We start from the raw sequence: 22,032 nt of genomic DNA, 5'->3' as shown, positions 1-22,032 counted from the left end.
GTTTTAGAATTTTATTCTATTTTTGTCAAAACCACCTGTTGGCGCTCGGCGCTCAGGCGCGCGGCGTCCAATATACGGGTGGTTTCCAGGGCGTCATAGGCGCTTACCGGCAGCGGTCCCTGCCCTTGCACGGCCAGTTGCAACTGGCGATAAAACTGCGTCCAGCAGCCCTTCTCCGATGGCACCCGCTCACGCTCCGCGCCTTGTTCGAACCAGCCCCAGCGCCGATGCTCCTCAAAGCCCCAGTGCTCGCCTTCGGTCTTCGGCGATTTACCGGCGATCAGCGCGTCCTCCTGGCCGTCCAACCCTTCGACGGTGTAGCACCCCAGCGTGCCGCTGACACGAAAGCGCGGCGCCTGGCTGTTCTGCAAGGCGCTGCCCCACAGGTGTGAAATGACGCCGTTGGCATGGGTCAGGGAAACAAAAAAACCATGGTCCAGCGTGGGATGTTCCTGGGTGTACTGCAATTGGGCGAACACCCGATCCACCGGCCCGAACAGTTGCAGCGCCTGATCGACCAAGTGGCTGCCCAGGTCCCGCAGCCACCCGCCGCCGCTGGCATTGCCCAGTGCCTGGGGGCTGTAGCGTTCCACACGGGATTCAAAGCGGGTGATGGTGCCCAGGGCACCGGCATCGATCAGTTTGCGCAGGGTCAGGTAATCCGAGTCCCAGCGCCGGTTCTGGTAAACGCTGAGCAGAGAGCCCTGGCGCTCGGCGGCAGTGATCAGGGCCTGGGCCTGCTCGGCGTTAGCGGCAAAAGGTTTGTCGCTGACCACAGCCACGCCGTGTTCGATGGCTTCCAGTACCAATGCCGGGCGACCTTTAAGGGTGGTGGAAATCACCAGGGCGTCAACGCCGGCTTCGACGATCTGGCCGATGGAATCGAAGGCTTTAACACCAGGAAGATCAGTACTTAATTGCTGGCGACGTTCGGGTGAACGCGTCACCACGCCGACAAAGGTAGCGCCAGGCAGGGTGGCGATCAGCGGCGCATGAAAAAAGCGCCCACCGTGGCCGTAGCCCACTAGTCCGATTCGCATGCTCAACTCCAGAATTGATTTGGGAACCCAAGCAACTGTGGGAGCTGGCTTGCCTGCGATAGCGGTGTGTCAGGCACTGAATCTGCCACTGATAGACCGCTATCGCAGGCAAGCCAGCTCCCACCATGTTAACCACATTTCTTCAGTGAGTTAGCCGTAGAAGCGCGGGCGATCCGGCAGGCTGACTTTCACAATCTGCCCACTGCCCTGCGCTTCAATGCAGGCATCCGCCGCCACCGCCGCCGCAAACCCATCCCAGGCTGACGGCCCACCGACCTGCCCGGCGCGCACACTGTCGATAAACGCCTGCAACTCGACGTCATAGGCACCGATAAAGCGATCCTTCCAATCCATCAGGATCGCATTGGACAGCTTCGCACCGCTGCGCAGTTGCACCTGAGACGGCTCCGGCAGTTTGGCGATACCGGTCTCCCCCACCACTTCGCACTGGATGTCGTAGCCGTATTGGCAGTTCACAAATACCTCCACGTCGATACGCGTGCCCTTGGCAGTTTCCAGCAGCACGATCTGCGGGTCGCGCAGGTGGGCCAGGGCCTTGCTGGTCTTGCGCGGAAACACCACCTGCACAGACACATAGTCGTCATTGAGCAACCAGCGCAGCACGTCCAGCTCGTGGATCAGGGTGTCGGTGATCGCCATGTCGGTGTTGTAGTTCTCACCCACCGTCGGGTTGCGGTGCGCGCAGTGCAGCATCAACGGCTCGCCGATCTGGCCGCTGTCGATCACAGCTTTCAAGGCCCGATAGCCTTCGTCATACGGACGCATGAAGCCCACCTGCACCAGGCGCTTACCGTAAGCCACTTCGGCCTCTACAATCTTGCGGCAGCCTTGCGCGGTGACCGCCAGGGGCTTTTCACAGAACACAGGTTTGCCGGCGGCGATGGCGGCCAGTACGAACTCTTCGTGGCTGGGGCCCCACGAGGTCACGAGGATCGCTTCGACCTCCGGCGAATTGATCAGCGTATGGCCATCCGGATACACCTCGGCGTCCAGTTTCAAGTCCGCCACCACCTGTGCGGCCTGCGCAAGGTTGATATCAGTGACCGCCACCACCTGGCTGTTGAGCAGGGTCTGGCTGCAACGACGAATATGGTCCCGGCCAATGGCGCCCGTACCGATCACTCCAAGCTTTAAAGACATGCAAACACTCCTCTTGTTATTAGTACTGCCGGGCCTTGGCCAGCTGTTCATTGAGTTTTTTTGCCGCTGCATTTGTACGTTCACTGGTGGACACCTGCGCCACACCCACCCGCCACCATGACAGGTAGCCGTGGACCATGGTCTTGGGCAGCACCTTGATATCGATCAGTGTGGATACGGTTTGCGTGCGCGCATCGGCCAGGGCCGCTTCCAGCTGATCTACCGTGCTGACCTTGTAGGTCTTGCAGCCATAGGCCGCCGCACTCATGGCGAAATCCACCGGCACCAGGCCGCCGTCGAGCTTGCCGCTCTCGGGGTTACGGAAGCGGAACTCGGTGCCGAAGCTGTCCATGCCGTTGCCGATCTGCAGGTTGTTGATGCAACCAAAGGCCATGTTATCGAGCAGCACCACGTTGATCTTGCGCCGCTCCTGGATCGAGGTGGCCAGCTCCGAGTGGAGCATCATGTAGGAGCCGTCACCGACCAGGGCATAGACCTCTTTGCTCGGCTCGGCCAGCTTCACGCCCAGGGCAGCGTTGATCTCGTAGCCCATGCACGAATAGCCGTATTCGACGTGATAGGTATTGACGCCCTTGCTGCGCCAGGCGCGCTGCAAGTCCCCGGGCAGGCTGCCGGCGGCGGCGACGATGATCGCATCGTCGGCCAGCGTCTGGTTGAGCACGCCCAATACGCGGCTTTGGGTCAGGCAGGAGCCGGTCAGTTCGATAAACTCGCGCAGTACGGCGCGGTCCAGAAGGTCGTCAACTTCCGGCACAAAGTCATCGCCTGAGTATTGCACCTGGTGCACGCGATCCACTTCGGCATCCAGTTGCGTTTTGGCGTCAGCGATCTGCTCGCCCCATCCCGAACGGTAATCGCCCAGGGCGTCGGCCAGCGCTTCAAGCGCGACTTTCGCATCCGCGAGCACTTGCACGCCGTCCAGCTTCAACGCGTCGCAAGGGTTGATATTGAGATTGAGAAAGGCCACATCGGGGTGCTTGAACAGCGATTTTGACGAGGTGGTGAAGTCGGTATACCGCGTGCCGATGCCGATGATCAGGTCCGCCTCGGGAGCCAGCAGGTTCGCCGCCAGGCAGCCGGTTTCACCGATGCCGCCGACGTTCAGCGCATGGCTGGAGACCACCGCGCTTTTACCGGCCTGGGTTTCGGCAAAGGGAATCGCAAAGCGCTCGGCAAAGGCTTGCAGTGCCGCATTGGCGCCGGAGTACTTCACCCCGCCGCCACAAATGATCAACGGTTTGCGCTTGCCGCGAAACGCTGCCAGCGCATCACCGATCATTGCGGCGGTGGCCGGGCGCCGGTCGATACGGTGCACGCGCTTTTGCAGGAAGTAATCGGGATAGTCCCAGACCTCGGCCTGCACATCCTGGGGCAACGCCAGGGTCACCGCGCCGGTTTCGGCGGGGTCGGTCAGCACGCGCATGGCGTGGATCGCTGCGGTCATCAGTTGTTCAGGGCGGTTGATACGGTCCCAGTATTTGCTCACGGCGCGAAACGCGTCGTTGGTGCTGATGCTCAGGTCGTGGAACTGCTCGATCTGCTGCAACACCGGATCGGGCTGACGGCTGGCGTAGACATCGCCGGGCAACAACAGCAACGGGATGCGGTTGGCCGTGGCGGTGGCTGCGGCGGTGAGCATATTCGCCGCACCGGGGCCCACCGAGGCCGTGCACGCATAGATCTTGCGGCGCAGGTGCTGCTTGGCAAACCCGATGGCGGCGTGGGCCATGCCTTGTTCGTTGCGGCCCTGATGCACCACCAGGTCGCCACCGTCCTGCTCAAGCGCCTGGCCAAGACCCAACACATTGCCATGCCCGAAAATAGTGAATACCCCGGCGACGAACTTGCTCTGTACGCCATCGATCTCGATGTATTGGTTATCCAGAAACTTCACCAGGGCCTGGGCCATGGTCAATCTTGTTGTGGTCATCATTTGCACCTTGTATGAATGCAATTGGAATGTTCAACACCGATCCACTGTGGGAGCTGGCTTGCCTGCGATAGCGGTCTATCCGTTGCATATGCATTGCCTGACGCACCGCTGTCGCAGGCAAGCCAGCTCCCACATTTTTGATCGCGTTATGGCAGGGGCTTTTGCAAATACGCCATGCTGCTGCCCAACGCCTGCCGGATATCCACCAACCCATGCACGCTTTCGGCAAACGGCTCGAACGACAGATAGCCGCTGTAACCGGTGCTCAACAAGGTGTCGATCTGCGCCGCATTGCCGAGGATATCGTCCTCGCCCACCAGCACGCGGTGGCCGTCGCGGATCGAGTCGAGCGGCGCCTCGCGGTCTTCCACCCCGGAGATATGCACAAGGCCGGTCAGCTCCGCAAAGAACTCATGCTCGCCGGCCAGATGATGGTGAAAGGTGTCGTGCACCACGCGGAACACATCCAGACCACCGACGGCCTTGATTGCATCCACTGCCACACGCTTGCGACGCAGGGCGGATACGGTGAAACCCAGGGGTTCGATGAAGCCGAGAATCCCGTATTCGCGCAGGATCAACGCCAGTTCGCTCAACGCGGTGCGCAAACCGGCGGCGCGCTGCGCGTCGTTGCGCGTATCGCCAGACTGATTGAACGGGCACATCACCAGGCCCTGGGCCCCGCATTCACGGGCGTAGGTGGCCAGTTCGATTGCCTGGGCCCGGCGTTCGTCGTTCCAAACATCAAAGGGGTACAGCGCGTTGATCGACAACACCTGGATGCCCTGCGCGGCGCACAACTCACGCACGCGGCTGGCGGACATGCCGTATTCGATCTCGCGGTTCTTGAGGTCGTTGCGGATCTCGATGGCATCGCACTGAAGGGCTTTGGCCAGCTGGATAAAATCCGCCAGGGGCAAATCAGGCGCGACCATACGGTTAAGGGCAAAACGTAGCGGCGACTTCATTGTTGTTGTTCTCCGTCCAAAACCGTTTAAAGGTCCAGCAGCCAACTGTGCTGCGGGTCGTTATGGAAATGCCAGGCGCGCTTGGGGCCGGCCATGACGTTGAGGTAATAAGACTCGTAGCCATACGGCACACTGACCGGGTGATACCCCTTGGGCACTACCACCAGGTCGCTGTTTTCCACGGCCATAGCCTGGTCGATGCTGCGATCGTCGGTGTACACGCGCTGGAACACAAAGCCCTGGGGCGGGTTGATCTGGTGGTAGTAGGTCTCTTCCAGAAAGCTCTGATGCGGCAGGTCGTCGGTGTCGTGCTTGTGCGGCGGATAACTTGAGGAATGCCCCGAAGGCGTGCGCACCTCCACCACCAGCAGCGAATGCGCCGGCTCACTGTCGGGCAGGATGTCGCAGACATAGCGGGTGTTGGCGCCTTTGCCGCGCACACTGCGTTTGCACTGCTCGGGACGGATCAGGCGCGGGGCAAAACCCGTAGCACCCGGCGCTGCGCAGACGGCAATTTGCACATCGCTCAGGGCCGTGACTCGGGCGTCAGTGCCCGGCGGCAAATAGGCGGCGAACGGTGACTTGTCTTCGAACACCGACTGGCGATCGCCCAGGTTCTGCCAATTGAAGCCTTCGCCTTCGATATTCACCCGACCGCTGAGCAGCACCAGGCACAGCTCCTGATCGCCCGCGCTGACCGGCAAGGTTTCGCCCAGGCTCAAGCGGTAAGCGGCGAAGCCTACGTACTCCAGGCGACCCGCCTCCAGGGCAACCATGGTTTGCCCGCGTTTACTGCTTTTGACCAACAAGCTCATCACTCAAGTCCTCTCGTCGAGCAGCGCACGCAAGGTGTCATAGCCCTTTTTCGCGTAGATATAGCTGGGCGCCACGGCCGGGTCCTGCTCGGCTTCCACCACCAGCCAGCCTTGATAGTTCGCAGCCAGCAACACGTCCAGCAACGACGCAAAGTTGATATCGCCGTCGCCGGGTACGGTGAACGTGCCGTTGACGATGCAATCGGGAAAGCTCCACATCTGGTTGCGCGCCAGTTGCACCACCGGCTTGCGCACGTCCTTGAAATGCACATGGCAAACGCGGTCGATGTGCTTGCGCAACACCTCGATGGGTTCGCCGCCTCCCATGTAGCAGTGACCCGAATCGAACAACAGACCAACTTCCGGGCCCGTGCGTGTCATCAACTGGTCAATGTCTTCGGGTGACTCAACGTAAGCGCCCATATGGTGGTGGTAGGCCAGGCGCACGCCTTGGGACAAGGTGAAACGCGCCAGCTCGGTGAGCTTGTCGGCGTACGCCTGCCACGCCTGCTCACTGTGAAAGCGCGGACGCTCGATCAGGCGAATGCGTGAACCCTGGATCGAGTCGGCGACTTCGCCGTACACCAGTACGTTGGCGCCGTTTTGTTTGAGCAGTTCGACATGCCCGGCAATAGCCTCGATTTCCTCGGCCACCGAACGACGAGCCAGGCGGCTGGAGTACCAGCCGGAGACGAGGGCCAGGTCATAGGGGCGCAGCACGTCGCCGACGCCCTTGGCATCCTTGGGGAATTTGCCATTGAGTTCAAAACCTTCGTAGCCGATGTCCTTGCCTTCGCTCAGGGCCGTGCTCAACGGGGTTTCACCGCCAAGGGCCGGGAGGTCATCGTTGCTCCAGGAGATCGGGTTGATGCCAATTCGGATTGCGGGCATGGCTGCACCTTTATTATTCAAGTCGCTTCTCAACTGTAGGAGCGAGCTTGCTCGCGAAGATCGCTAACGATTACACCGGCATTCTGACGAAGCGCGGTGCCCATGCGTTTTTCGCGAGCAAGCTCGCTCCTACAGGTATCGGTCATGTATCAGGTTCGAGCACTGCGCCAGGCATTGATGAGTTGTTCGAAGGTAGCCTGTACCTGCTGGATCAAGGTCTCATCATCGATTTCCCCCGCCATCCACGCCCGGCTCGGTTCCTGGAATATCGTGCGGCCCACGGCGAACCCGCGGCAGGTGTTGCTCTGGCTGGCCTGCTTGAAGCCATCAGCCAAAAACTCAGGGGAGGCATTCAGGCCCAGCAGCACCACGCCACGGCAGTACGGGTCACGCTCCTGGATAAGTTCGTCGAGCTTTTTCCAATCCTCGGCCGACTGTGCCTCGATCTTCCACCACGCCGGGTAGATGCCCAGGTTGTACAGGCGCTTGAGGCTGCGATACAAAACGTCGGGGTAAGTGGATGGGTGATCCTTGGGCGGGATGACTTCCAGCAGCAGTTCATGGCCGCTGACGATGGACGCCTCATACACCGCCTTGAGCTGCGCTTCCTGTTCCAGGCGCAGCATCGGCTCGTCATCGGGATGAAATTGCACCAGGCACTTGATGATCTGTTCCTGGGGCCAGGCAATCAGGTTACTGCCCACCGAACGGCCGTGTTCGAACGCCAGGGGCCGAGAGTTCTGCACTTCGACCGGGCGGGCGATCCACCAGCCACGGCCACTGGCGGCGTTGAGGGCATCCTGGCCGAAACGCTGATCGGCGAGCAGACCCACATCGGCCTCGATGCCCTGCTCGGCGAGCTTGTTCTCCACACGTTCAATGGCCTGGATAAACAGCTGCTTGATGGCGCTGATCCGCGCCAGATCCTGGCCGCCTTTTTGCGCCAGCTCCACCAGCTGCCAGCGGTGGTCGAAGGCGAACACGAACAGTTGCTTCCAGGCCTTGCGCGGCACCGTGACGCGGTGCAGGCGCTGCAAGGTTGCATCCTGGTCGGGCCGAGTGATCGGCACCGGGCTATTGAACAGGTAATCGAGTTCGGCGGGCGTGGGCATGGCCGGTGCGCAGGCGTGCCTCGAGACCACCAGGCCGCCACAGGCATTGGCCAACTGGCTGCAACGCTCGTCGCTGGCGTCATTGAGCCAGCCACTGAGAAAGCCCGACATAAAGGCATCGCCGGCGCCCAGCACATTGAGCACTTCAACGCGCACACCGGGATAGATCGCCCCGTCTTCCAAGCGCGCAGGGATTGCGCCGTGGATCACCGTGCAGCCCTGCGGGCCGAGCTTGACCACCAGGATCGCCGGGGTCAGTTCACGCACCGTGCGCAGGGCCGTGAGCAGGTCTTCACTGCCGCCGGCAATGAGAAATTCTTCTTCCGTGCCAACGATCAGGTCAAAACGCGGCAGGATTTTCTGCACATGCTGGCTGACATTCTGGTCGGCAACAAAACGGGTTTCGCCATCAGCCTTACCCGCCAGGCCCCATAGCACCGGACGGTAGTCAATATCCAGTACCCGCTGGACGTTGTGTTTGGCGGCGTATTCCAGCGCCTGGATGCTGGCCTTGTACACGCCGTCGGTGGAGAAATGCGTACCGGTGATCAGCAGCGCCTTGCTCGATGCAATAAAGGCTTCGCTGATGTCTTCGGCGCGCAGGGCCATGTCGGCGCAGTTTTCGCGGTAGAACACCAGGGGGAAAGTTTCGCGGTCCTTGAGGCCCAGCAACACCAGGGCGGTGAGGCGCTCCGGGTCGACCTTGATGCCGCTGACATCGCAGCCTTCGCGAGCCAGGGATTCGACCAGAAAACGGCCCATATGGTCGTCACCCACCCGGCTCAGCATCGCCGACTTAAGCCCCAGCCGGGCAGTGCCGAACGCAATGTTGGCGGAGGAACCACCGAGGTATTTGGCGAAGCTGGACACATCCTCAAGCCGCGCCCCCACTTGCTGCGCGTAGAGGTCGACGCCCAGGCGCCCGAGGCAAATCAGATCCAATTGACGCCCACTGGCAAAACGAGTCTGGCCCATGCTGGCTCCTGTTATTTTTATCAGCCTGCGTTGTGCCGCCGTGGTGGCGGCAAACGCTCTTGGTGGGAGCAGACTAGAACGTCCGACGGCGGCAATCAATATTTATTCCATAATTATTTTTAGTGGAATATTTTTTCCAATACGTCAGCATAGCGGCACGCCAGCGCCCGTGCATCGTTTCAGCAGGCCACGCGGGCCGTGATGTCGGGGTATTTTTTTGCGCCTACCCTGTAGACTTGCGCCAACCATCAGCGCATCAGACGAACACGCCAAAAGGATTGCCCATGTCCCGCACCGATCCCGAGACCACCCTGGAAGAAACTGTCGCCAGCCCTCCGATCAATGCCGAGCGCCTGTTGCAGCTGATCACCGACGAATACGAAAGCCTGCCGCGCCAGCTCAAGCGCATCGCCAGTTACATGAGCCAGCAGAGCGACCGCATCATGGTCGATCGCATCAGTGACATCGCCCGTGAATGCGAAGTACACCCCTCGGCCATCGTGCGGTTTTCCCAGCGTTTCGGCTTCAGCGGTTTCAGTGAAATGCAGGCGCTGTTTCGCGAGGCGTATACCCACAAGACCACGCCGGTGCAGAACTACCAGCAGCGCATCCGCAGCATGATCGCCAACAAGTCGCAGAAAGCCAGCGGCGGCGACCTGGCGCGTGAATGCGTCAACGCCACCCTCTCGGGCATCGAACGCCTGGGCCTGGAACTGGACGATGCGGCTTTCGAGAAAGCCGTGGACCTGGTGGTCAATGCCGACAACATCTACGTGGTCGGCGTGCGCCGCTCCTTTGCGGTGGCCGACTACCTGGTCTACAACCTGCAGCACACCAACAAGCGCATTCACCTGATCTCGGGCCTGGGCGGCAGTTATCGCGAGCAGATGCGCAGCGTGCGCGCCAATGACCTGGTGATTGCCATCAGCTTTACCCCCTACGGCAAGGAAACCCAGCACTGCCTGCGCATTGCCCAGCATCACCAGGCCAAGACCCTGATCATCACCGACAGCAACCTGTCGCCGCTGGCCAAGCGCGCGAATGCGGTGCTGTTGGTCAATGAAGGCTCTTCGTTTGCCTTCCGTTCGCTGAGCGCCACCTTGTGCCTGTGCCAGGCGTTGTTTATTGCGGTGGCGTATCGGTTGGAATTGAAGGTGGATGAAATTCATGAGCAGGTCGGGTTCGACGACTGACATGCGCCATCTGTAGGAGCGAGCTTGCTCGCGAAAAACTCACAGGCGCCGCGTTCATTCAGCAAGCACGCTTAATCGTTGACGATCATCGCGAGCAAGCTCGCTCCTACAGTAATTGCGCCAGGGCCCGGCCGTGGAAGCGGATCTGCGCCAGGGTCAACGCGGTGTAGCCGATGATCACCGCGGGCGGCAACGTTACCTCGACACAGAACTTGCCCAGTGGCTGCAAGCTCAGCCCGGCGTCGGCAGCGCGAGCGCAGAAATCCGCCTCTGACACCCCAGCCGGTAACCACAGCACAAAATGCAGCCCGGCCTGCTCACCACTGACCGTAACGCCCGGCGGGAGGCACGCGAGCAAGGCATCACGCCGCGCCTGATAGGCCTGGCGCGAAGCGCGCAAATGCCGCACGAACGCACCGCTGCCAAGAAAATCCACCAGGCCCGACTGATCGCTGGCGCCTACCGAATGCCCGGTCAGTTGCAAGGTGCGCAGCAGTGATGGGCGCAGGGCTTTGGGCACCACCATGAAACCCACTCGCAAGCCTGGAAACAGGTTTTTGTTGAAGCTGCCGCAGTAGAGCACGCGGTCATTCGTGTCCAGGGATTTGAGCGCGGCCAGAGGGGCGCTGTTGTAGTTGTACTCGCTGTCATAGTCGTCTTCGACCACCCAGGCATCCGCTCGATGTGCCCAATCCAGCAACGCCAGACGACGCGACACCGACAGGGTCACGCCCAGCGGCGCCTGGTGCGCGGGGGTGACATACGCCAGCCGTGCGTGCGCGGGGAGCTGAGCGGTATCGAGCCCTTCGGCGGTGACCGGAATCGACTGCACCTGTGCACCGGCCAGGTTGAACAGACGCCGCGCCGGGGTGTAGCCGGGATCTTCGACGCAGGCCAGGTCACCCGGTTGAAGCAGCGTGCGGGCGACCAGGTCAAGGCCATGACGAATGCCGGTGGTAACAATCACTTCGTCCGCCTCACAGTGCATGCCGCGATAACTGCGCAAGTAATCCGCAATGTGCTCCCGCAAGGCCGGCAGCCCCCCCGGGTGGGCGGCCTCCAGCACACCAACGCCCGCGGCCAGCAAGCCACGGGAGATGCAGCGCGCCCAGGCTTTGCGGTCGAACAGGCCGGCATCCGGGCGCCGTGCAACAAAGGGCACATGGCTCTGCACACCGGCGTGGGGTGGGTCGGCGTCAACCGGTCTGCGCAGCATGTGTTCTGATGCCGGGGCCGCAATGAATTGCTCGGGAATCACCGCGCACACCCGCGTGCCGGAGCCCGCCACACGCTGCACATAGCCTTCACTGTGCAAGCGGTCGAACACCGCCTCAAGGGTGCCACGTGAAACCTGCCAACGCTCGGCCAGGCTGCGGGTCGATGGCAAGCGGCTGTCGGCCGGCAACTGCCGATTCAGGATCGCCCCCCGTAACGCCTCATAGGCGCCCTGTTGTTTACCCGCATTCAGGTTGTCCGGGCGCGGCAGGTCAAGGTGGGAGGCGGCTTTTCCTCGGCGCATAGTGGTCCAGTCCTTCCGTGCACAAGTGGTCCTGCGGATTAAACCACAACGCCGCTAGAGTCCAGGCTCTACCCCTCGCGAAGTAACCGCCCATGACGCAACGTATTCTCGCCCCTTGGTTCTGGCTAACGCTGCTGACGATCCTGGTGGGCCTGCCGCGCCTCACCCTGGACCTGCACTTGCCCGCCCTGCCCGCTATGGCCGACTACTTCCAAACCTCGGACAGTCAACTGCAACTGGTGCTGACGCTCTACACCCTCGGTTCGGCGGTTTCCTTGCTGGTCAGCGGCCCGCTTACCGACCGCTTCGGCCGTCGCCCGGTGTTGCTGGCCGGGTTGACGATTTATGTGCTGGCGACCCTCACTTGCGCACTGGCCGACAGCCTCGGGGTGTTGATCATTGCGCGGCTGTTCCAGGCCCTCGGCGGGTGCTGCACCACGGTGATTGGTCGGGTGATTGTGCGCGACTATTTTGCCCCGCAGGAGCAGGCGCGCTTGCTGGGGTTGATCTCCATGGCGATGGCAGTCTCGCCCATGGCCGCGCCGGTGCTTGGCAGCGTGTTATTGCCCCTCTTGGGTTGGCGAGGTTTATTTGTGTTGCTGGGGGTGATTGGCAGCCTGTTGTGCCTGGTGGTGCAACGGCGTTTGCCGGAAACCCGTCCGCCGCAAGTGGCCGCTGCCCCGCCCCCGCACTTGCTGCACATCTACGGCCAACTGCTGCGCGACCGTTATTTCCTGCGTTATGCCTTGGCGATCGGCTGCGTGTACAGCACCTATTTTCCGTTTATCAGCGAGTCTTCGGCGTTGCTGCAACGCGGCTTTGGTTTGTCGCCCAGCGCCTATGCGCTGGTATTTGCCGCAACGATCAGCGGCTACATGCTCGGCGCCAACCTGTTCCGCCGCCTGGTGGGGCGGTTCGAGGCAGACCGCTTGATCAGCGTTGCCATCGGCCTGAATGTGCTGGGCAGCGTGATGCTGGCGACAGCCACAACCGTGCTGGCGCAGGATTGGCTGGCGATTGTATTGCCGATGGTGGTGATCATGGTATCGGTGGGGCTGACGATGCCTGCCAGTTGTCGGTGTTGCAGCCCCACGGCGCAATTGCCGGAACGGCGTCAGGGTTGTTCTTTTTTATTCAGATGATTGTGACGGCGCTGAGCAGTTGGGCCACCGGGCTGCTGTCGGATGGCACTGCGCAACCGCTGGTGATCATGACCTCACTGGCCAGCGCCTTGCTGGTCACCAGTTGGCTGGCACTGCGTAAAACCAAAAGTGGGAAGGAGCAAAGCCCTTCCCACCCTTTACCGAGCCAGGCCCGGGTTTAGTGCATGAAGATCGCGATCAGGATGATCACCGGAATCGGCACGCCGAGGAACCACAGCAGTAATGAGCGCATGATGCTTTCCTTTAATGAATGGACCTTGAATTAACGAACGTAGTTTTCGGTTTCGACGTACACCACAGCATCCCGGCGGCGACCGCCGAAGGTGGCAGCGAAGCTGGCGAAGAAAGCACCGATCAACAGCGCCACGAAGGTCCACAGCGAGGTGTAGGCAGCCACTTTGGCGGCGGTCTCGGCGGCTTGCTTGGCCTTGAGCTTGGCGTCTTCGATGGCTTTACGGGCATCGCCGTAGACTTTGTCGATACGCGCCTCGGCATCGGCCTGGCTGAGGTTGGTGCGCTGAGTGATCAACTGGGCCAGGTAGGCACGGTCTTCGGCAGCCAGTTGGCCGTCATTGCTCAGGGTGCGGGCAAAGATACGGCCGACCACGGCGTGCGCCGCGTCGTCGCTGACCGCGGCTGGGCGGTCATCGCGGAACAGGCTGTCGACGTAATAGCCGAAGTCGCCGCTGTCGGCACCTTTGGCTGCGCTGCCGGCCGCCTGAGTCAAACCACTGGCGGCGCCCGACGCGACGCTGGCACCGGCTTTAACACCGCCGCTGACCACACTGCTGACCGAACCGACCACCAGCATTGCCGTGATCAGGGTAGCCACGGCCCACGCCAGGAAACCATGGGCCGTATCACGAAAGTAGACTTCATCGCCGTGCATATTGGCCCACTTCACCCGCAACCGGCCAGCGATGTAGCCGCCCAGGCCCGATGCGACGATCTGAGTAAAAGCCAGCCAGACAATCGTGGAAATGCCAAGACCCTTGGCGCTGATACCGCTGTCGGCCCACGGCGACACCGCCGAAAAGCCAAGGCCGAAGCCCAGCAGCACCAGAATCAGTGACAACGCAGCCGCCGCAGCGGCCCCGGCGAAGATCGCCCCCCAGGAAACCCCGGAGAGCGTGCTTGACTCTTGCAGCGCGGATGAGGATGTGATCATTGTTGTTTTGCTCCAGGCATGAAAAATAGTGTTACAAGTCTCAAAAGGGACAGTGCAGGCACCATGCCAGTCGCCATACGTTTTAAAATTCTTATTTTTCAATAATTTAACTAAATTGAACTTCGCAAAACCATGCAAGTTGCAAGAAAGGTGGGTTAAGACCGGGCGATATGCATTCTTCCGTCGGGCACATTCCATGTAGGAGCGAGCTTGCTCGCGAAAACCCCACAGGCGCCGCGTTCATTCAGGAAACACGCGTTATCGTTGACGTTTTTCGCGAGCAAGCTCGCTCCTACAGGCATTAGCGCTTGCCCCCCTCCCACACTGGGTTGTGTCAGTCATGGTGGCAGTTTTGCCAAGATGAAGTTTTATTTAGGAAACATTCAGCAACTTCTTGGCAAAATAACCTCCACTTCTAGTGTGAACGCTCACCAGGTACTCCTATGACCCGCATTTTGACCATCGAGGATGACGCCGTAACGGCCCGCGAGATCGTCGCCGAGCTGAGTAGCCATGGACTGGACGTAGACTGGGTAGACAACGGCCGCGAGGGGCTGGTCCGCGCCGTGAGCGGCGATTACGATCTGATTACCCTCGACCGCATGTTGCCCGAACTGGATGGCCTGGCCATCGTCACCACCTTGCGCACGATTGGGGTATCGACGCCAATCCTGATGATCAGCGCCCTCTCCGATGTCGACGAGCGTGTACGCGGCCTGCGTGCCGGCGGTGATGACTACCTGACCAAGCCGTTCGCCTCCGACGAAATGGCCGCCCGTGTCGAAGTGCTGCTGCGGCGCAAAAGCACGGTCAAGGAGTTCGAAACCGCCCTGCGCGTGGCGGACCTGGAGTTGAACCTGATCAGCCGCGAAGCCAGCCGCGCCGAGCAGCCGCTGACGCTGTTGCCGACCGAATACAAACTGCTGGAATTTCTGATGCGCAACACCGGGCAGATCCTGTCGCGCATGATGATTTTCGAGGAAGTCTGGGGTTATCACTTTGACCCGGGCACCAACCTGATCGACGTGCACATCGGTCGCCTGCGCAAGAAAATCGATCCCCCGGGCCTCACGCCGCTGATCCGCACGGTACGAGGTTCCGGGTATGTCATTGCTGAACCCCTCTAAGGGCTGGCGTTCTTCCAGCAGCCGCTTGCTGGCGCTGTACAGCTCGTTGTTCGTGGCGTGGAGCTGCATCCTCATGGGGGTGCTGTATTACGAGGTGTCGGGCTACCTCAGCGACCTGTCGCGCCATTCTCTTCTGCAACGCCAGCACTTGTTCCAGCGTTTTGACGGCGAAGCCCTGGTCGAAGCGCTGACCACCAGCATGACCTTCGACATGAAGGGCGTCGACGCCTACGGCTTGTTCGACGAGCAGTTCCGGCCCCTGAGCGGCCCGATCCGCACGGTACCGGCCGACCTGCCGCTGGATGGCAAGATCCACACCCTGGCCAACTGCGTCGAATCCGATGACCCCAAGCTGCCCAAGGACAGCTGCGACGCCGTTGCCACCCACACCGACGACGGGCGCTGGCTGGTGCTGGTGCGCGCCAACGGCTCGCTGTTCGGCGTAACGCGGATCATCTGGCATGCCCTGCTGTGGGCGCTGTCGTTGACCATCATCCCCGGCGCTGCCGGCTGGCACCTGCTGCGCCGCCGCCCGTTGCGGCGCATCCGCGGGATCCAGGCCAGCGCCGAAGCCATCGTCGCCGGCGACCTGACGCACCGCTTGCCGCTGTCTGATCGGCGCGACGAACTGGACATGCTCGCGGCCATCGTCAACGCCATGCTCGAACGCATCGAGAAACTGATGAACGAGGTCAAGGGCGTGTGCGACGCCATCGCCCACGACCTGCGTACCCCCCTCACCCGCCTGCGCGCGCAGCTTTACCGCATCAAGCAGCAAGCCGAGGAAGACTCCGCCCACGCAGTGAAACTCGATGACGCCATTGCCGAAACCGACACACTGATGGCGCGCTTTCGCGGGCTGCTGCGCATTTCCGAACTGGAAGATCACCAGCGTCGGTCAGGCTTTTTGGTACTGGACCCGCTGCCGTTGCTGCGCGAACTGCATGACTTTTATCTGCCCCTCGCGGAGGAAGGTGAAATGGAGTTGGTATTGCAAACTCCCGAATCATTGCCGTGGGTGACCGGCGATCGCGCCCTGTTGTTTGAGGCCTTGGCCAACCTGTTGAGCAATTCGATCAAGTTCACTCCGCCCAATGGCAAGGTCATCCTGCGAGCGGTCAATGATATGGGCAGTACGCGCATTGAAGTGCTCGACTCGGGGCCCGGAATTCCGGCGGCTGAACGCGCGTCGGTGTTTCAGCGTTTCTATCGGGTGGATGAAAACGATCAGCAAGGTGGCTTTGGTCTGGGGCTGTCGATTGTGGCGGCGATCATCAACCTGCACGGTTTCAAGCTCGAAGTCGGCACCAGCGAACTGGGCGGCGCCCTGCTGGTGCTGGAATGCCGCCAGCAGTTGATACCGGAATAGAACGTAAGGGACATCAAGGACGGCGCTTGCCCTAACACCATGTAGGAGCGAGCTTGCTCGCGAAAAACCCATAGGCGCCGCGTTTACTCAGGAAACACGCGTTATCGTTGACGTTTTTCGCGAGCAAGCTCGCTCCTACATGGTGTTTCAAAGCCCTCCCCCATATTTTTTCTAGAGCACACTCCCCATGGCCTTGATCAACACCGGATCAAGCGCATAGATATCCGGCGCGTAGACCAGGCTCCCCTGGCGATCCACTTCCACCGTCCAATACCCCAACAGCACCGGCACCGGCGTGGTCAGCCTGAATTCATGGGTCAGGCCGGTGGCCAGCAGCTCATCGGTACGGGTGCGTTCGGCCGGGGTTACCAACAGGTCACGCAGCAGCAGCGGCTGCTCGACCCTCACACACCCCGAACTGAACGCCCGTGGACCCTTGGTAAACAGCGGCTGGCTGGGTGTGTCGTGCAGGTACACCGAGAACGGGTTAGGGAAGCGCATCACGATCTTGCCCAGCGGGTTGCGCGGGCCAGCCTGCTGGCGCAGCAGGATATTGCCGGGGCGCGCCCAGTCGACCTGCTCGGGCGTCAGCGGATGGCCTTCGGCGTCGAGCACTTGCAGGTTTTGCTGACGCAGGTATTCCGGGTTCAGACGGATGGCCGGGAGTTTGTCCTCGCGCATGATGGTCGGCGGGATGGTCCAGGTGGGGTTGAGGGTCAGCCGCGTGATGCGCGACTTGAGCAGCGGTGTCTGGCGTTCGGCGCGTCCCACTTGCAGGCGGGTTTGCCATACCGGAATGCCGCTCTGGTACACACTCAATTGCGCAGCAGCCACATTGACCACGACGCCTTCGGGCTCCAGGTCCTGGGCCAGCCAGCGGAAACGCTCCAGGTTGATGCGCAGTTGTTCGCGGCGTATCGCCGGGCTGATATTGAGTTCGGCCACGGTGCCTGCGCCGATCACACCATCGGCTTGCAACGAATGACTGAGCTGGAACGCTTTGGCCGCCTTGACCAGATCGCCCTGATATTGCTTGCCGTTGGGCAACTTGGCCAGATAGCCGCCACTGTGCAGGCGCCGCGCCAATTCCGGCACACGCGGGTCTTCCATGCCGGGGCGTAATAGCGGACCACTGCCTACCGCGTCCCAGTGCGGTAAAGGTTGCTGGCGCAGGCTGGAATAGGCATTGCGCAGGCTGCGATACAAGTCTGCACTGGGCCGCGCCTGGTCGAACCCTTTGGCCATGTCCTGCAAGCCGGTGGCGGCAAATGCCAATACTGCGGTGTTAGGGTCAATTGTGGGCGGTTGAGAATGCCAGAGCGGTTCATAGCGCGATTGCAGCAGGCGCCCGTAATGCAAGTCGTGCAGGGCTTGCAGGTATTGCTGGCTGGTCGCGATGTCGCTGCACAGCACGTTGGCCGTGGCATCTACCGCAGGCAAGCTATAGTGGGAGGGATCCAGGCCGTCGTCGGCCAGCATCTGCAACTGGGTGTGCAAGGCTTGCCGAGACTCGTCGGCCGACCATAACGGTGCATTGCCCTGCTGTTGGTAAAAGGCTTGCAGGCGCACCTGCGCGGTGGCGTCGACCCGCGAGACCAGGTGCGGGCATACGCTGGACAGTTGCGCCAGCGCCTGCTGTACCGGCGCCAGATCGACGGGCGCAGGCGTAGTGACCGGCAGCGGCTCAGGCGCCAGCGCATCGGCTGTCGCGACCAATGGTGCAACGAGCAGGCAAATGCTCAAGTAACATGCGTGTTTTTTGAACAATTGACTTAGCTCCACTCCACAGCGGGGACTCGACTGTAGATGCTGACTTTTATGCGCCACCTCGGCTTGATCACCGGGGGCCTGGCTTTATTGAGCAATTTTGCGCTCGCTGCCGCTGGCACCCCACCTTCCCTGTATAGCAGCCTGGCGCGCTCGGCTCCAGAACTCAATCCCACTGTACTCAAAAGTGCCCTGAGCGCGGTGCAGTGTGCAGTCAATAACGGCGAGGAACGCTCCGATCGCCTGGCGGTTATTGACTACTCCCAGCCCTCGACCGCCCGTCGGCTGTGGATCTTCGATTTGCGCAAACAGACCCTGGTGCTGCGTGATCTGGTGGCCCATGGCGCCAAGTCGGGGGAAAACTTCGCCACTCAGTTCTCCAATCTCGAAGGCAGCCATCAATCCAGCCTGGGCTTGTTCCGCACCCAGGAAAGCTACCTCGGCGCCCATGGCTACTCGCTGCGCATGGATGGCCTTGAGCCCGGCTTCAATGACCTGGCACGCGACCGCGCCATCGTGATCCATGCCGCCGACTACGTCAGCCCGTTATGGAGCAAGCGCGAAGGCCGAATCGGCCGCAGCCAGGGCTGCCCGGCAGTACGCCCGCAGGTCGCCCGTCAAGTGGTAGACAAGCTCAAGGATGGGCAGTTCATGTTCTCCTGGTATCCCGACCAGCGCTGGTTGAAGTCCTCGACGTACCTCAATTGCAAACCCCAACAGGTGGCGAGTAGTCGTACAATCCGTGGCGGATAGCCTGTCCCCACAGATAAAAGAGAGCTTCGAATGCTTCTACACACCAGCACCTGGATCGAAATCGGGCAGTTTCTGGAACGCAGCCGCACGGTCGTGATCCCTATCGGCTCCAACGAACAACACGGCCCCACCGGCCTGCTGGGCACCGACTGGATGTGCCCGGAGATCATCGCCCATGAGGCGCAAAAAAACGCCGACATCCTGATCGGCCCTACTTTCAATATAGGCATGGCCCAGCACCACCTGGGCTTTCCCGGCACCATCTCGCTGCGCCCTTCCACCTTTATCGCCGCGATTGGCGATTGGGTGCGTTCGCTGGCCGGGCATGGCTTCGAGAAAATCCTGTTCCTGAACGGCCATGGCGGCAATATCGCCACGATCGAGGCGGCGTTTTCCGAGCTGTACGCCGAAGCCAGCTTCGCCCGCCGCCCGGCCGGGTTCGCGCTGAAGCTGGTGAACTGGTGGGACCTGGAAGGCGTCACCGACCTGGCCCAGCGCCAGTTCCCGGTCGGCCACGGCAGCCACGCCACGCCGTCGGAGATTGCGGTGACGCAGTGGGCTTACCCGCAGTCGATCAAGTCTGCCGACTACTCACCGCAAATCGCCAACACCGGCCCGATCCGCGAGGCGCTGGACTTCCGCGCGCGCTTCCCCGATGGCCGCATGGGGTCGGATCCGGCGCTGGCGACGGTGGAAAAAGGCGGTGAGTTGGTCGCGTTGGCGGCGCTGGGGTTGATCAAGACGGTGGACAGCTTCAGCAACGAAGCAAAACCTTGAGCCAAATGCGGGAGGGGCCGTGCGACGATCCGACTTGCTCCCGATAGCAGTTCTGTAGGAGCGAGCTTGCTCGCGAAAAACTCACAGGCGCCGCGTTCATTCAGGAAGCACGCTTTATCGTTGAAGTTTTTCGCGAGCAAGCTCGCTCCTACAGAGGGCTATGTACGCTTAACTGACTGGCTCCGGTCAAGCCTCTCCCACATTATTTGCAGTCCTGGGCCGCCTGCTCAAGCCGCGATGGCTTGATTGCCGAAACCAGCGGCTTGCGCTCATACAGCGACACTTTGGTACCGTCCTGGGACTTGTAGGCTTCCAGCACATCATCGGCGGCGATCTTGCTGGTCAACAACACCTTGGCGTGACGGGAGTTCTGCGTCACGGTCGAGCTGATGCCGTGCTTTTCCAGCTTGGGCAATAGGCATTGCACATAGCCTTCGGGGGTCTTGGCGGTTTGCAGGGTCAGCGACGGGGCATTGGGAGCCGTAATACAACCAGTCAGCAACAGGGCAGCAAAGGCCACTGCCGGGGCGAAAAAAGAGCGCATACAGATTCCTGAAAATAACCAATAGGGTTCACATCCACTCGCGAATCAACCTGCGCGAACCAGGGCCTTGAGCGACACATCGAACTGCTTCAGGGCGTCTTGCTGTACATCTCGCTGCTGCTCGATCAACGCGGCAATCTCCGGCGCTGCCTTGCCGTGCACCCACACTGACGGCACTTGCCTGTCCATCGAGCCTTCGGCCTTGGCGATATATTGCAGGTTCGCGTCATAAAAACGTGCTGCAAAGCGTGCCTCAACCCGGTCGTTACGCTGGGTCAGCAACTGGTTATGGGTATCGAGCACCACCACCACATCCGGATGCGCCTGCACCATGTCATCCAGGGAGCTATAGACCGTCACCGAGAAAAAAGCGCCCTGCAGCGAGTTCATCAACCAGTCGATAGCCAGTTCCGGATCGGAGCTGTTGACGAACGCCTGGCGAATCCGCCCATCCAGGGCATCCTTGGCGCCGTTCATTGCCATGGCATGATAGCGCTCAAGGTAGATGAGGTTGTCGCGGGTGTTTTCGCTGAACAACACCCCTACTGTCTGGGTGCGTTGCAGGGATTCTACGCTAGCGGCCAGCGGCAGCAAATGGCCTGTACGCAGCTCATCAGCAATCGCCGGGGTGGTCATGACGGTGGTGCCCAACATCAGGGCCATTAAAGCAAGCTGGATAATCGTCCTCATCGCGCATTTCCTTGAGCTGCGTCTGGATGGGCAGATTTTGCGCGTTTGGCGAAAAAACAGAACTTGTGATCCTTGATGGTGACTATCATTTGAACCGATAGTGTCAGGCAGCCCATAAAACCTATAAGGACCCCGCCATGAAGCCCTACCAGAAAACCTTCGACCGCATCCGCGATGCCGTACTGCCGGAATTTCGCGAGCGGGTCGCCGATTACCTGGTCGAGTATGAAACCGTACTGCTGGACCCAAACGCCGGCGCCGAACAACGCTCGGCCAGCGCCCAGCAACTGCGTGGTTACCTGCGAGGCTTGAACACCATGCGGGTGCTGGGCATGGCCCACTGGGAGGACCTCGACCGGCGTGTCAAGGAAGAGTGGCAGCTAGAGCACCGGCCGTTGCAGGTTGACCCACTCCCGAACTGACGGGCGTTGCCACTGGCGTTGCGCGTACGCCACCAGCTCGGCCGGCACGGCGTCGCCGTTAAGGATCAGGCGATTGAGCATCACCGCCAAATCCACATCGGCGATCGACCACTGACCAAACAAATACTCGGGGTTGCCCGCCAGTAGTGCCTGAGCAGCGCTGATCAACTTGCCCGCAGCAGCCTGCGCCATCGGCGATAAAGGCGGCATCTGCTGCCCGTAGAACACCACCAGGGTTGAACGCTCCTGACGAATTGGCAGCAAGTCACTGCGTAACCATGCCTGAACCTGCCGCGCCCTCGCCCGCTGCTGCAGACCCGCCGGGTAAAGGCTGATCGGGGGATAAGCCTGGTCCAGGTACTCAGTAATTGCCGAAGATTCCGACAACGTAAAATCACCGTGCTCCAGAGTGGGTACCCGTTGGGTCAGGGAGCGCTGAGCGTAATCCGCCGACTGGTTTTGCCCAGCGTCCAGGTCCAGGGTAATCGTATCGAACGCCAGGCCTTTTTCCCGCAGGGCGACAAACACCGACATGGCGTAGGGGCTGGTGAACAGCGAATCAACGTAGAGGCGCAGCGGGGGTTGGCTCATGGGCTATCTCCGAGAATGAAACACCACGCTACG

General features: G+C 61.1%; 19 protein-coding genes and 1 pseudogene. 7 read left to right on the top strand and 13 right to left on the bottom strand.

Going from position 1 to position 22,032, the window contains the following annotated elements:
• Positions 1 to 11 precede the first annotated feature (11 nt).
• The 7 genes from JFT63_RS04445 to JFT63_RS04475 form a co-directional block, all read right to left on the bottom strand.
• Complete coding sequence (locus tag JFT63_RS04445; protein WP_057702775.1) at positions 12 to 1,040, bottom strand: Gfo/Idh/MocA family protein; 1,029 nt, start codon at positions 1,038 to 1,040, stop codon at positions 12 to 14.
• Between the two features lie 150 nt (positions 1,041 to 1,190).
• Entirely contained in the window at positions 1,191 to 2,201 is a 1,011-nt protein-coding gene (locus JFT63_RS04450; protein WP_198843549.1) for a Gfo/Idh/MocA family protein, read from the bottom strand.
• Positions 2,202 to 2,220: 19 nt separating this feature from the next.
• Positions 2,221 to 4,152, bottom strand: a complete 1,932-nt coding sequence (gene iolD / locus JFT63_RS04455) for a 3D-(3,5/4)-trihydroxycyclohexane-1,2-dione acylhydrolase (decyclizing) (RefSeq protein ID WP_198843550.1) — start codon at positions 4,150 to 4,152, stop codon at positions 2,221 to 2,223.
• Positions 4,153 to 4,301: 149 nt separating this feature from the next.
• Entirely contained in the window at positions 4,302 to 5,123 is an 822-nt protein-coding gene (locus tag JFT63_RS04460) for a TIM barrel protein (RefSeq protein WP_198843551.1), read from the bottom strand.
• A 26-nt stretch (positions 5,124 to 5,149) separates the two neighbouring features.
• The gene (iolB, locus tag JFT63_RS04465; protein ID WP_032897000.1) at positions 5,150 to 5,938 is read right to left on the bottom strand and encodes a 5-deoxy-glucuronate isomerase; all 789 of its coding nucleotides are present in this window, start codon (positions 5,936 to 5,938) and stop codon (positions 5,150 to 5,152) included.
• A 3-nt stretch (positions 5,939 to 5,941) separates the two neighbouring features.
• Positions 5,942 to 6,829 (bottom strand): myo-inosose-2 dehydratase, encoded by an 888-nt coding sequence (iolE, locus tag JFT63_RS04470; RefSeq protein WP_198843552.1) that lies wholly within the window; start codon positions 6,827 to 6,829, stop codon positions 5,942 to 5,944.
• A 149-nt stretch (positions 6,830 to 6,978) separates the two neighbouring features.
• Positions 6,979 to 8,916, bottom strand: coding sequence for a bifunctional 5-dehydro-2-deoxygluconokinase/5-dehydro-2-deoxyphosphogluconate aldolase (locus JFT63_RS04475; RefSeq protein ID WP_198843553.1), 1,938 nt, complete (start codon positions 8,914 to 8,916; stop codon positions 6,979 to 6,981).
• A gap of 284 nt (positions 8,917 to 9,200) precedes the next feature.
• On the opposite strand from JFT63_RS04475, the gene JFT63_RS04480 reads away from it, so the two are divergent.
• Complete coding sequence (locus tag JFT63_RS04480) at positions 9,201 to 10,109, top strand: MurR/RpiR family transcriptional regulator (protein ID WP_005787722.1); 909 nt, start codon at positions 9,201 to 9,203, stop codon at positions 10,107 to 10,109.
• Between the two features lie 106 nt (positions 10,110 to 10,215).
• On the opposite strand, the gene pdxR is transcribed toward JFT63_RS04480, so the two are convergent.
• On the bottom strand, positions 10,216 to 11,628 hold the full coding sequence (gene pdxR, locus JFT63_RS04485) for a MocR-like pyridoxine biosynthesis transcription factor PdxR (RefSeq protein ID WP_198843554.1): 1,413 nt from the start codon (positions 11,626 to 11,628) through the stop codon (positions 10,216 to 10,218).
• A gap of 92 nt (positions 11,629 to 11,720) precedes the next feature.
• Here pdxR and JFT63_RS04490 point away from each other — a divergent pair.
• Positions 11,721 to 12,952, top strand: a pseudogene (locus JFT63_RS04490) (multidrug effflux MFS transporter).
• A 101-nt stretch (positions 12,953 to 13,053) separates the two neighbouring features.
• On the opposite strand, the gene JFT63_RS04495 reads toward JFT63_RS04490, so the two are convergent.
• Positions 13,054 to 13,959, bottom strand: a complete 906-nt coding sequence (locus JFT63_RS04495; protein ID WP_005787714.1) for a hypothetical protein — start codon at positions 13,957 to 13,959, stop codon at positions 13,054 to 13,056.
• A gap of 443 nt (positions 13,960 to 14,402) precedes the next feature.
• On the opposite strand from JFT63_RS04495, the gene JFT63_RS04500 reads away from it, so the two are divergent.
• Complete coding sequence (locus JFT63_RS04500) at positions 14,403 to 15,086, top strand: response regulator transcription factor (protein WP_005787712.1); 684 nt, start codon at positions 14,403 to 14,405, stop codon at positions 15,084 to 15,086.
• Positions 15,064 to 16,455 (top strand): sensor histidine kinase, encoded by a 1,392-nt coding sequence (locus JFT63_RS04505; protein ID WP_057702765.1) that lies wholly within the window; start codon positions 15,064 to 15,066, stop codon positions 16,453 to 16,455. The genes JFT63_RS04500 and JFT63_RS04505 overlap by 23 nt, the downstream gene beginning before the upstream one ends.
• Before the next feature lie 171 nt (positions 16,456 to 16,626).
• On the opposite strand, the gene JFT63_RS04510 is transcribed toward JFT63_RS04505, so the two are convergent.
• A complete protein-coding gene (locus JFT63_RS04510) occupies positions 16,627 to 18,222 on the bottom strand; it encodes a L,D-transpeptidase family protein (protein ID WP_198843555.1) in 1,596 nt (531 codons plus the stop codon).
• Between the two features lie 39 nt (positions 18,223 to 18,261).
• On the opposite strand from JFT63_RS04510, the gene JFT63_RS04515 reads away from it, so the two are divergent.
• Positions 18,262 to 18,975 (top strand): murein L,D-transpeptidase catalytic domain family protein, encoded by a 714-nt coding sequence (locus JFT63_RS04515; RefSeq protein ID WP_057702763.1) that lies wholly within the window; start codon positions 18,262 to 18,264, stop codon positions 18,973 to 18,975.
• 30 nt (positions 18,976 to 19,005) lie between these two features.
• Entirely contained in the window at positions 19,006 to 19,752 is a 747-nt protein-coding gene (locus JFT63_RS04520) for a creatininase family protein (protein ID WP_057702762.1), read from the top strand.
• A gap of 202 nt (positions 19,753 to 19,954) precedes the next feature.
• Here JFT63_RS04520 and JFT63_RS04525 read toward each other — a convergent pair whose 3' ends face one another.
• Together JFT63_RS04525 and JFT63_RS04530 are read right to left on the bottom strand one after the other, a co-directional pair.
• Entirely contained in the window at positions 19,955 to 20,296 is a 342-nt protein-coding gene (locus JFT63_RS04525) for a hypothetical protein (protein WP_057702761.1), read from the bottom strand.
• A gap of 45 nt (positions 20,297 to 20,341) precedes the next feature.
• Entirely contained in the window at positions 20,342 to 20,986 is a 645-nt protein-coding gene (locus JFT63_RS04530) for an ATPase (RefSeq protein ID WP_186560162.1), read from the bottom strand.
• 137 nt (positions 20,987 to 21,123) lie between these two features.
• Between JFT63_RS04530 and JFT63_RS04535 the strand changes: the two genes are divergently transcribed.
• Complete coding sequence (locus JFT63_RS04535) at positions 21,124 to 21,408, top strand: hypothetical protein (protein WP_198843556.1); 285 nt, start codon at positions 21,124 to 21,126, stop codon at positions 21,406 to 21,408.
• Here the strand turns inward: JFT63_RS04535 and yfcF are convergent.
• A complete protein-coding gene (yfcF, locus tag JFT63_RS04540; protein WP_198843557.1) occupies positions 21,367 to 21,999 on the bottom strand; it encodes a glutathione transferase in 633 nt (210 codons plus the stop codon). The genes JFT63_RS04535 and yfcF overlap by 42 nt on opposite strands.
• Positions 22,000 to 22,032 lie beyond the last annotated feature (33 nt).

The sequence above is a fragment of the Pseudomonas sp. MF7453 genome (assembly GCF_016405455.1).
Taxonomy (GTDB): Bacteria; Pseudomonadota; Gammaproteobacteria; order Pseudomonadales; family Pseudomonadaceae; genus Aquipseudomonas; species Aquipseudomonas paralactis.
The sequence above is the reverse complement of the archived record's forward strand: the minus strand, read 5'-3'. Positions and strand labels throughout refer to the sequence as shown.

Excerpts from the sequence above, each read along its gene's own strand:
- JFT63_RS04445 (WP_057702775.1), bottom strand. The coding sequence starts at position 1,040 with ATGCGAATCGGACTAGTGGGCTACGGCCACGGTGGGCGCTTTTTTCAT.
- JFT63_RS04450 (WP_198843549.1), bottom strand. The coding sequence starts at position 2,201 with ATGTCTTTAAAGCTTGGAGTGATCGGTACGGGCGCCATTGGCCGGGAC.
- iolD (WP_198843550.1), bottom strand. The coding sequence starts at position 4,152 with ATGACCACAACAAGATTGACCATGGCCCAGGCCCTGGTGAAGTTTCTG.
- JFT63_RS04460 (WP_198843551.1), bottom strand. The coding sequence starts at position 5,123 with ATGAAGTCGCCGCTACGTTTTGCCCTTAACCGTATGGTCGCGCCTGAT.
- iolB (WP_032897000.1), bottom strand. The coding sequence starts at position 5,938 with ATGAGCTTGTTGGTCAAAAGCAGTAAACGCGGGCAAACCATGGTTGCC.
- iolE (WP_198843552.1), bottom strand. The coding sequence starts at position 6,829 with ATGCCCGCAATCCGAATTGGCATCAACCCGATCTCCTGGAGCAACGAT.
- JFT63_RS04475 (WP_198843553.1), bottom strand. The coding sequence starts at position 8,916 with ATGGGCCAGACTCGTTTTGCCAGTGGGCGTCAATTGGATCTGATTTGC.
- JFT63_RS04480 (WP_005787722.1), top strand. The coding sequence starts at position 9,201 with ATGTCCCGCACCGATCCCGAGACCACCCTGGAAGAAACTGTCGCCAGC.
- pdxR (WP_198843554.1), bottom strand. The coding sequence starts at position 11,628 with ATGCGCCGAGGAAAAGCCGCCTCCCACCTTGACCTGCCGCGCCCGGAC.
- JFT63_RS04495 (WP_005787714.1), bottom strand. The coding sequence starts at position 13,959 with ATGATCACATCCTCATCCGCGCTGCAAGAGTCAAGCACGCTCTCCGGG.
- JFT63_RS04500 (WP_005787712.1), top strand. The coding sequence starts at position 14,403 with ATGACCCGCATTTTGACCATCGAGGATGACGCCGTAACGGCCCGCGAG.
- JFT63_RS04505 (WP_057702765.1), top strand. The coding sequence starts at position 15,064 with ATGTCATTGCTGAACCCCTCTAAGGGCTGGCGTTCTTCCAGCAGCCGC.
- JFT63_RS04515 (WP_057702763.1), top strand. The coding sequence starts at position 18,262 with ATGCTGACTTTTATGCGCCACCTCGGCTTGATCACCGGGGGCCTGGCT.
- JFT63_RS04520 (WP_057702762.1), top strand. The coding sequence starts at position 19,006 with ATGCTTCTACACACCAGCACCTGGATCGAAATCGGGCAGTTTCTGGAA.
- JFT63_RS04525 (WP_057702761.1), bottom strand. The coding sequence starts at position 20,296 with ATGCGCTCTTTTTTCGCCCCGGCAGTGGCCTTTGCTGCCCTGTTGCTG.
- JFT63_RS04530 (WP_186560162.1), bottom strand. The coding sequence starts at position 20,986 with ATGAGGACGATTATCCAGCTTGCTTTAATGGCCCTGATGTTGGGCACC.
- JFT63_RS04535 (WP_198843556.1), top strand. The coding sequence starts at position 21,124 with ATGAAGCCCTACCAGAAAACCTTCGACCGCATCCGCGATGCCGTACTG.
- yfcF (WP_198843557.1), bottom strand. The coding sequence starts at position 21,999 with ATGAGCCAACCCCCGCTGCGCCTCTACGTTGATTCGCTGTTCACCAGC.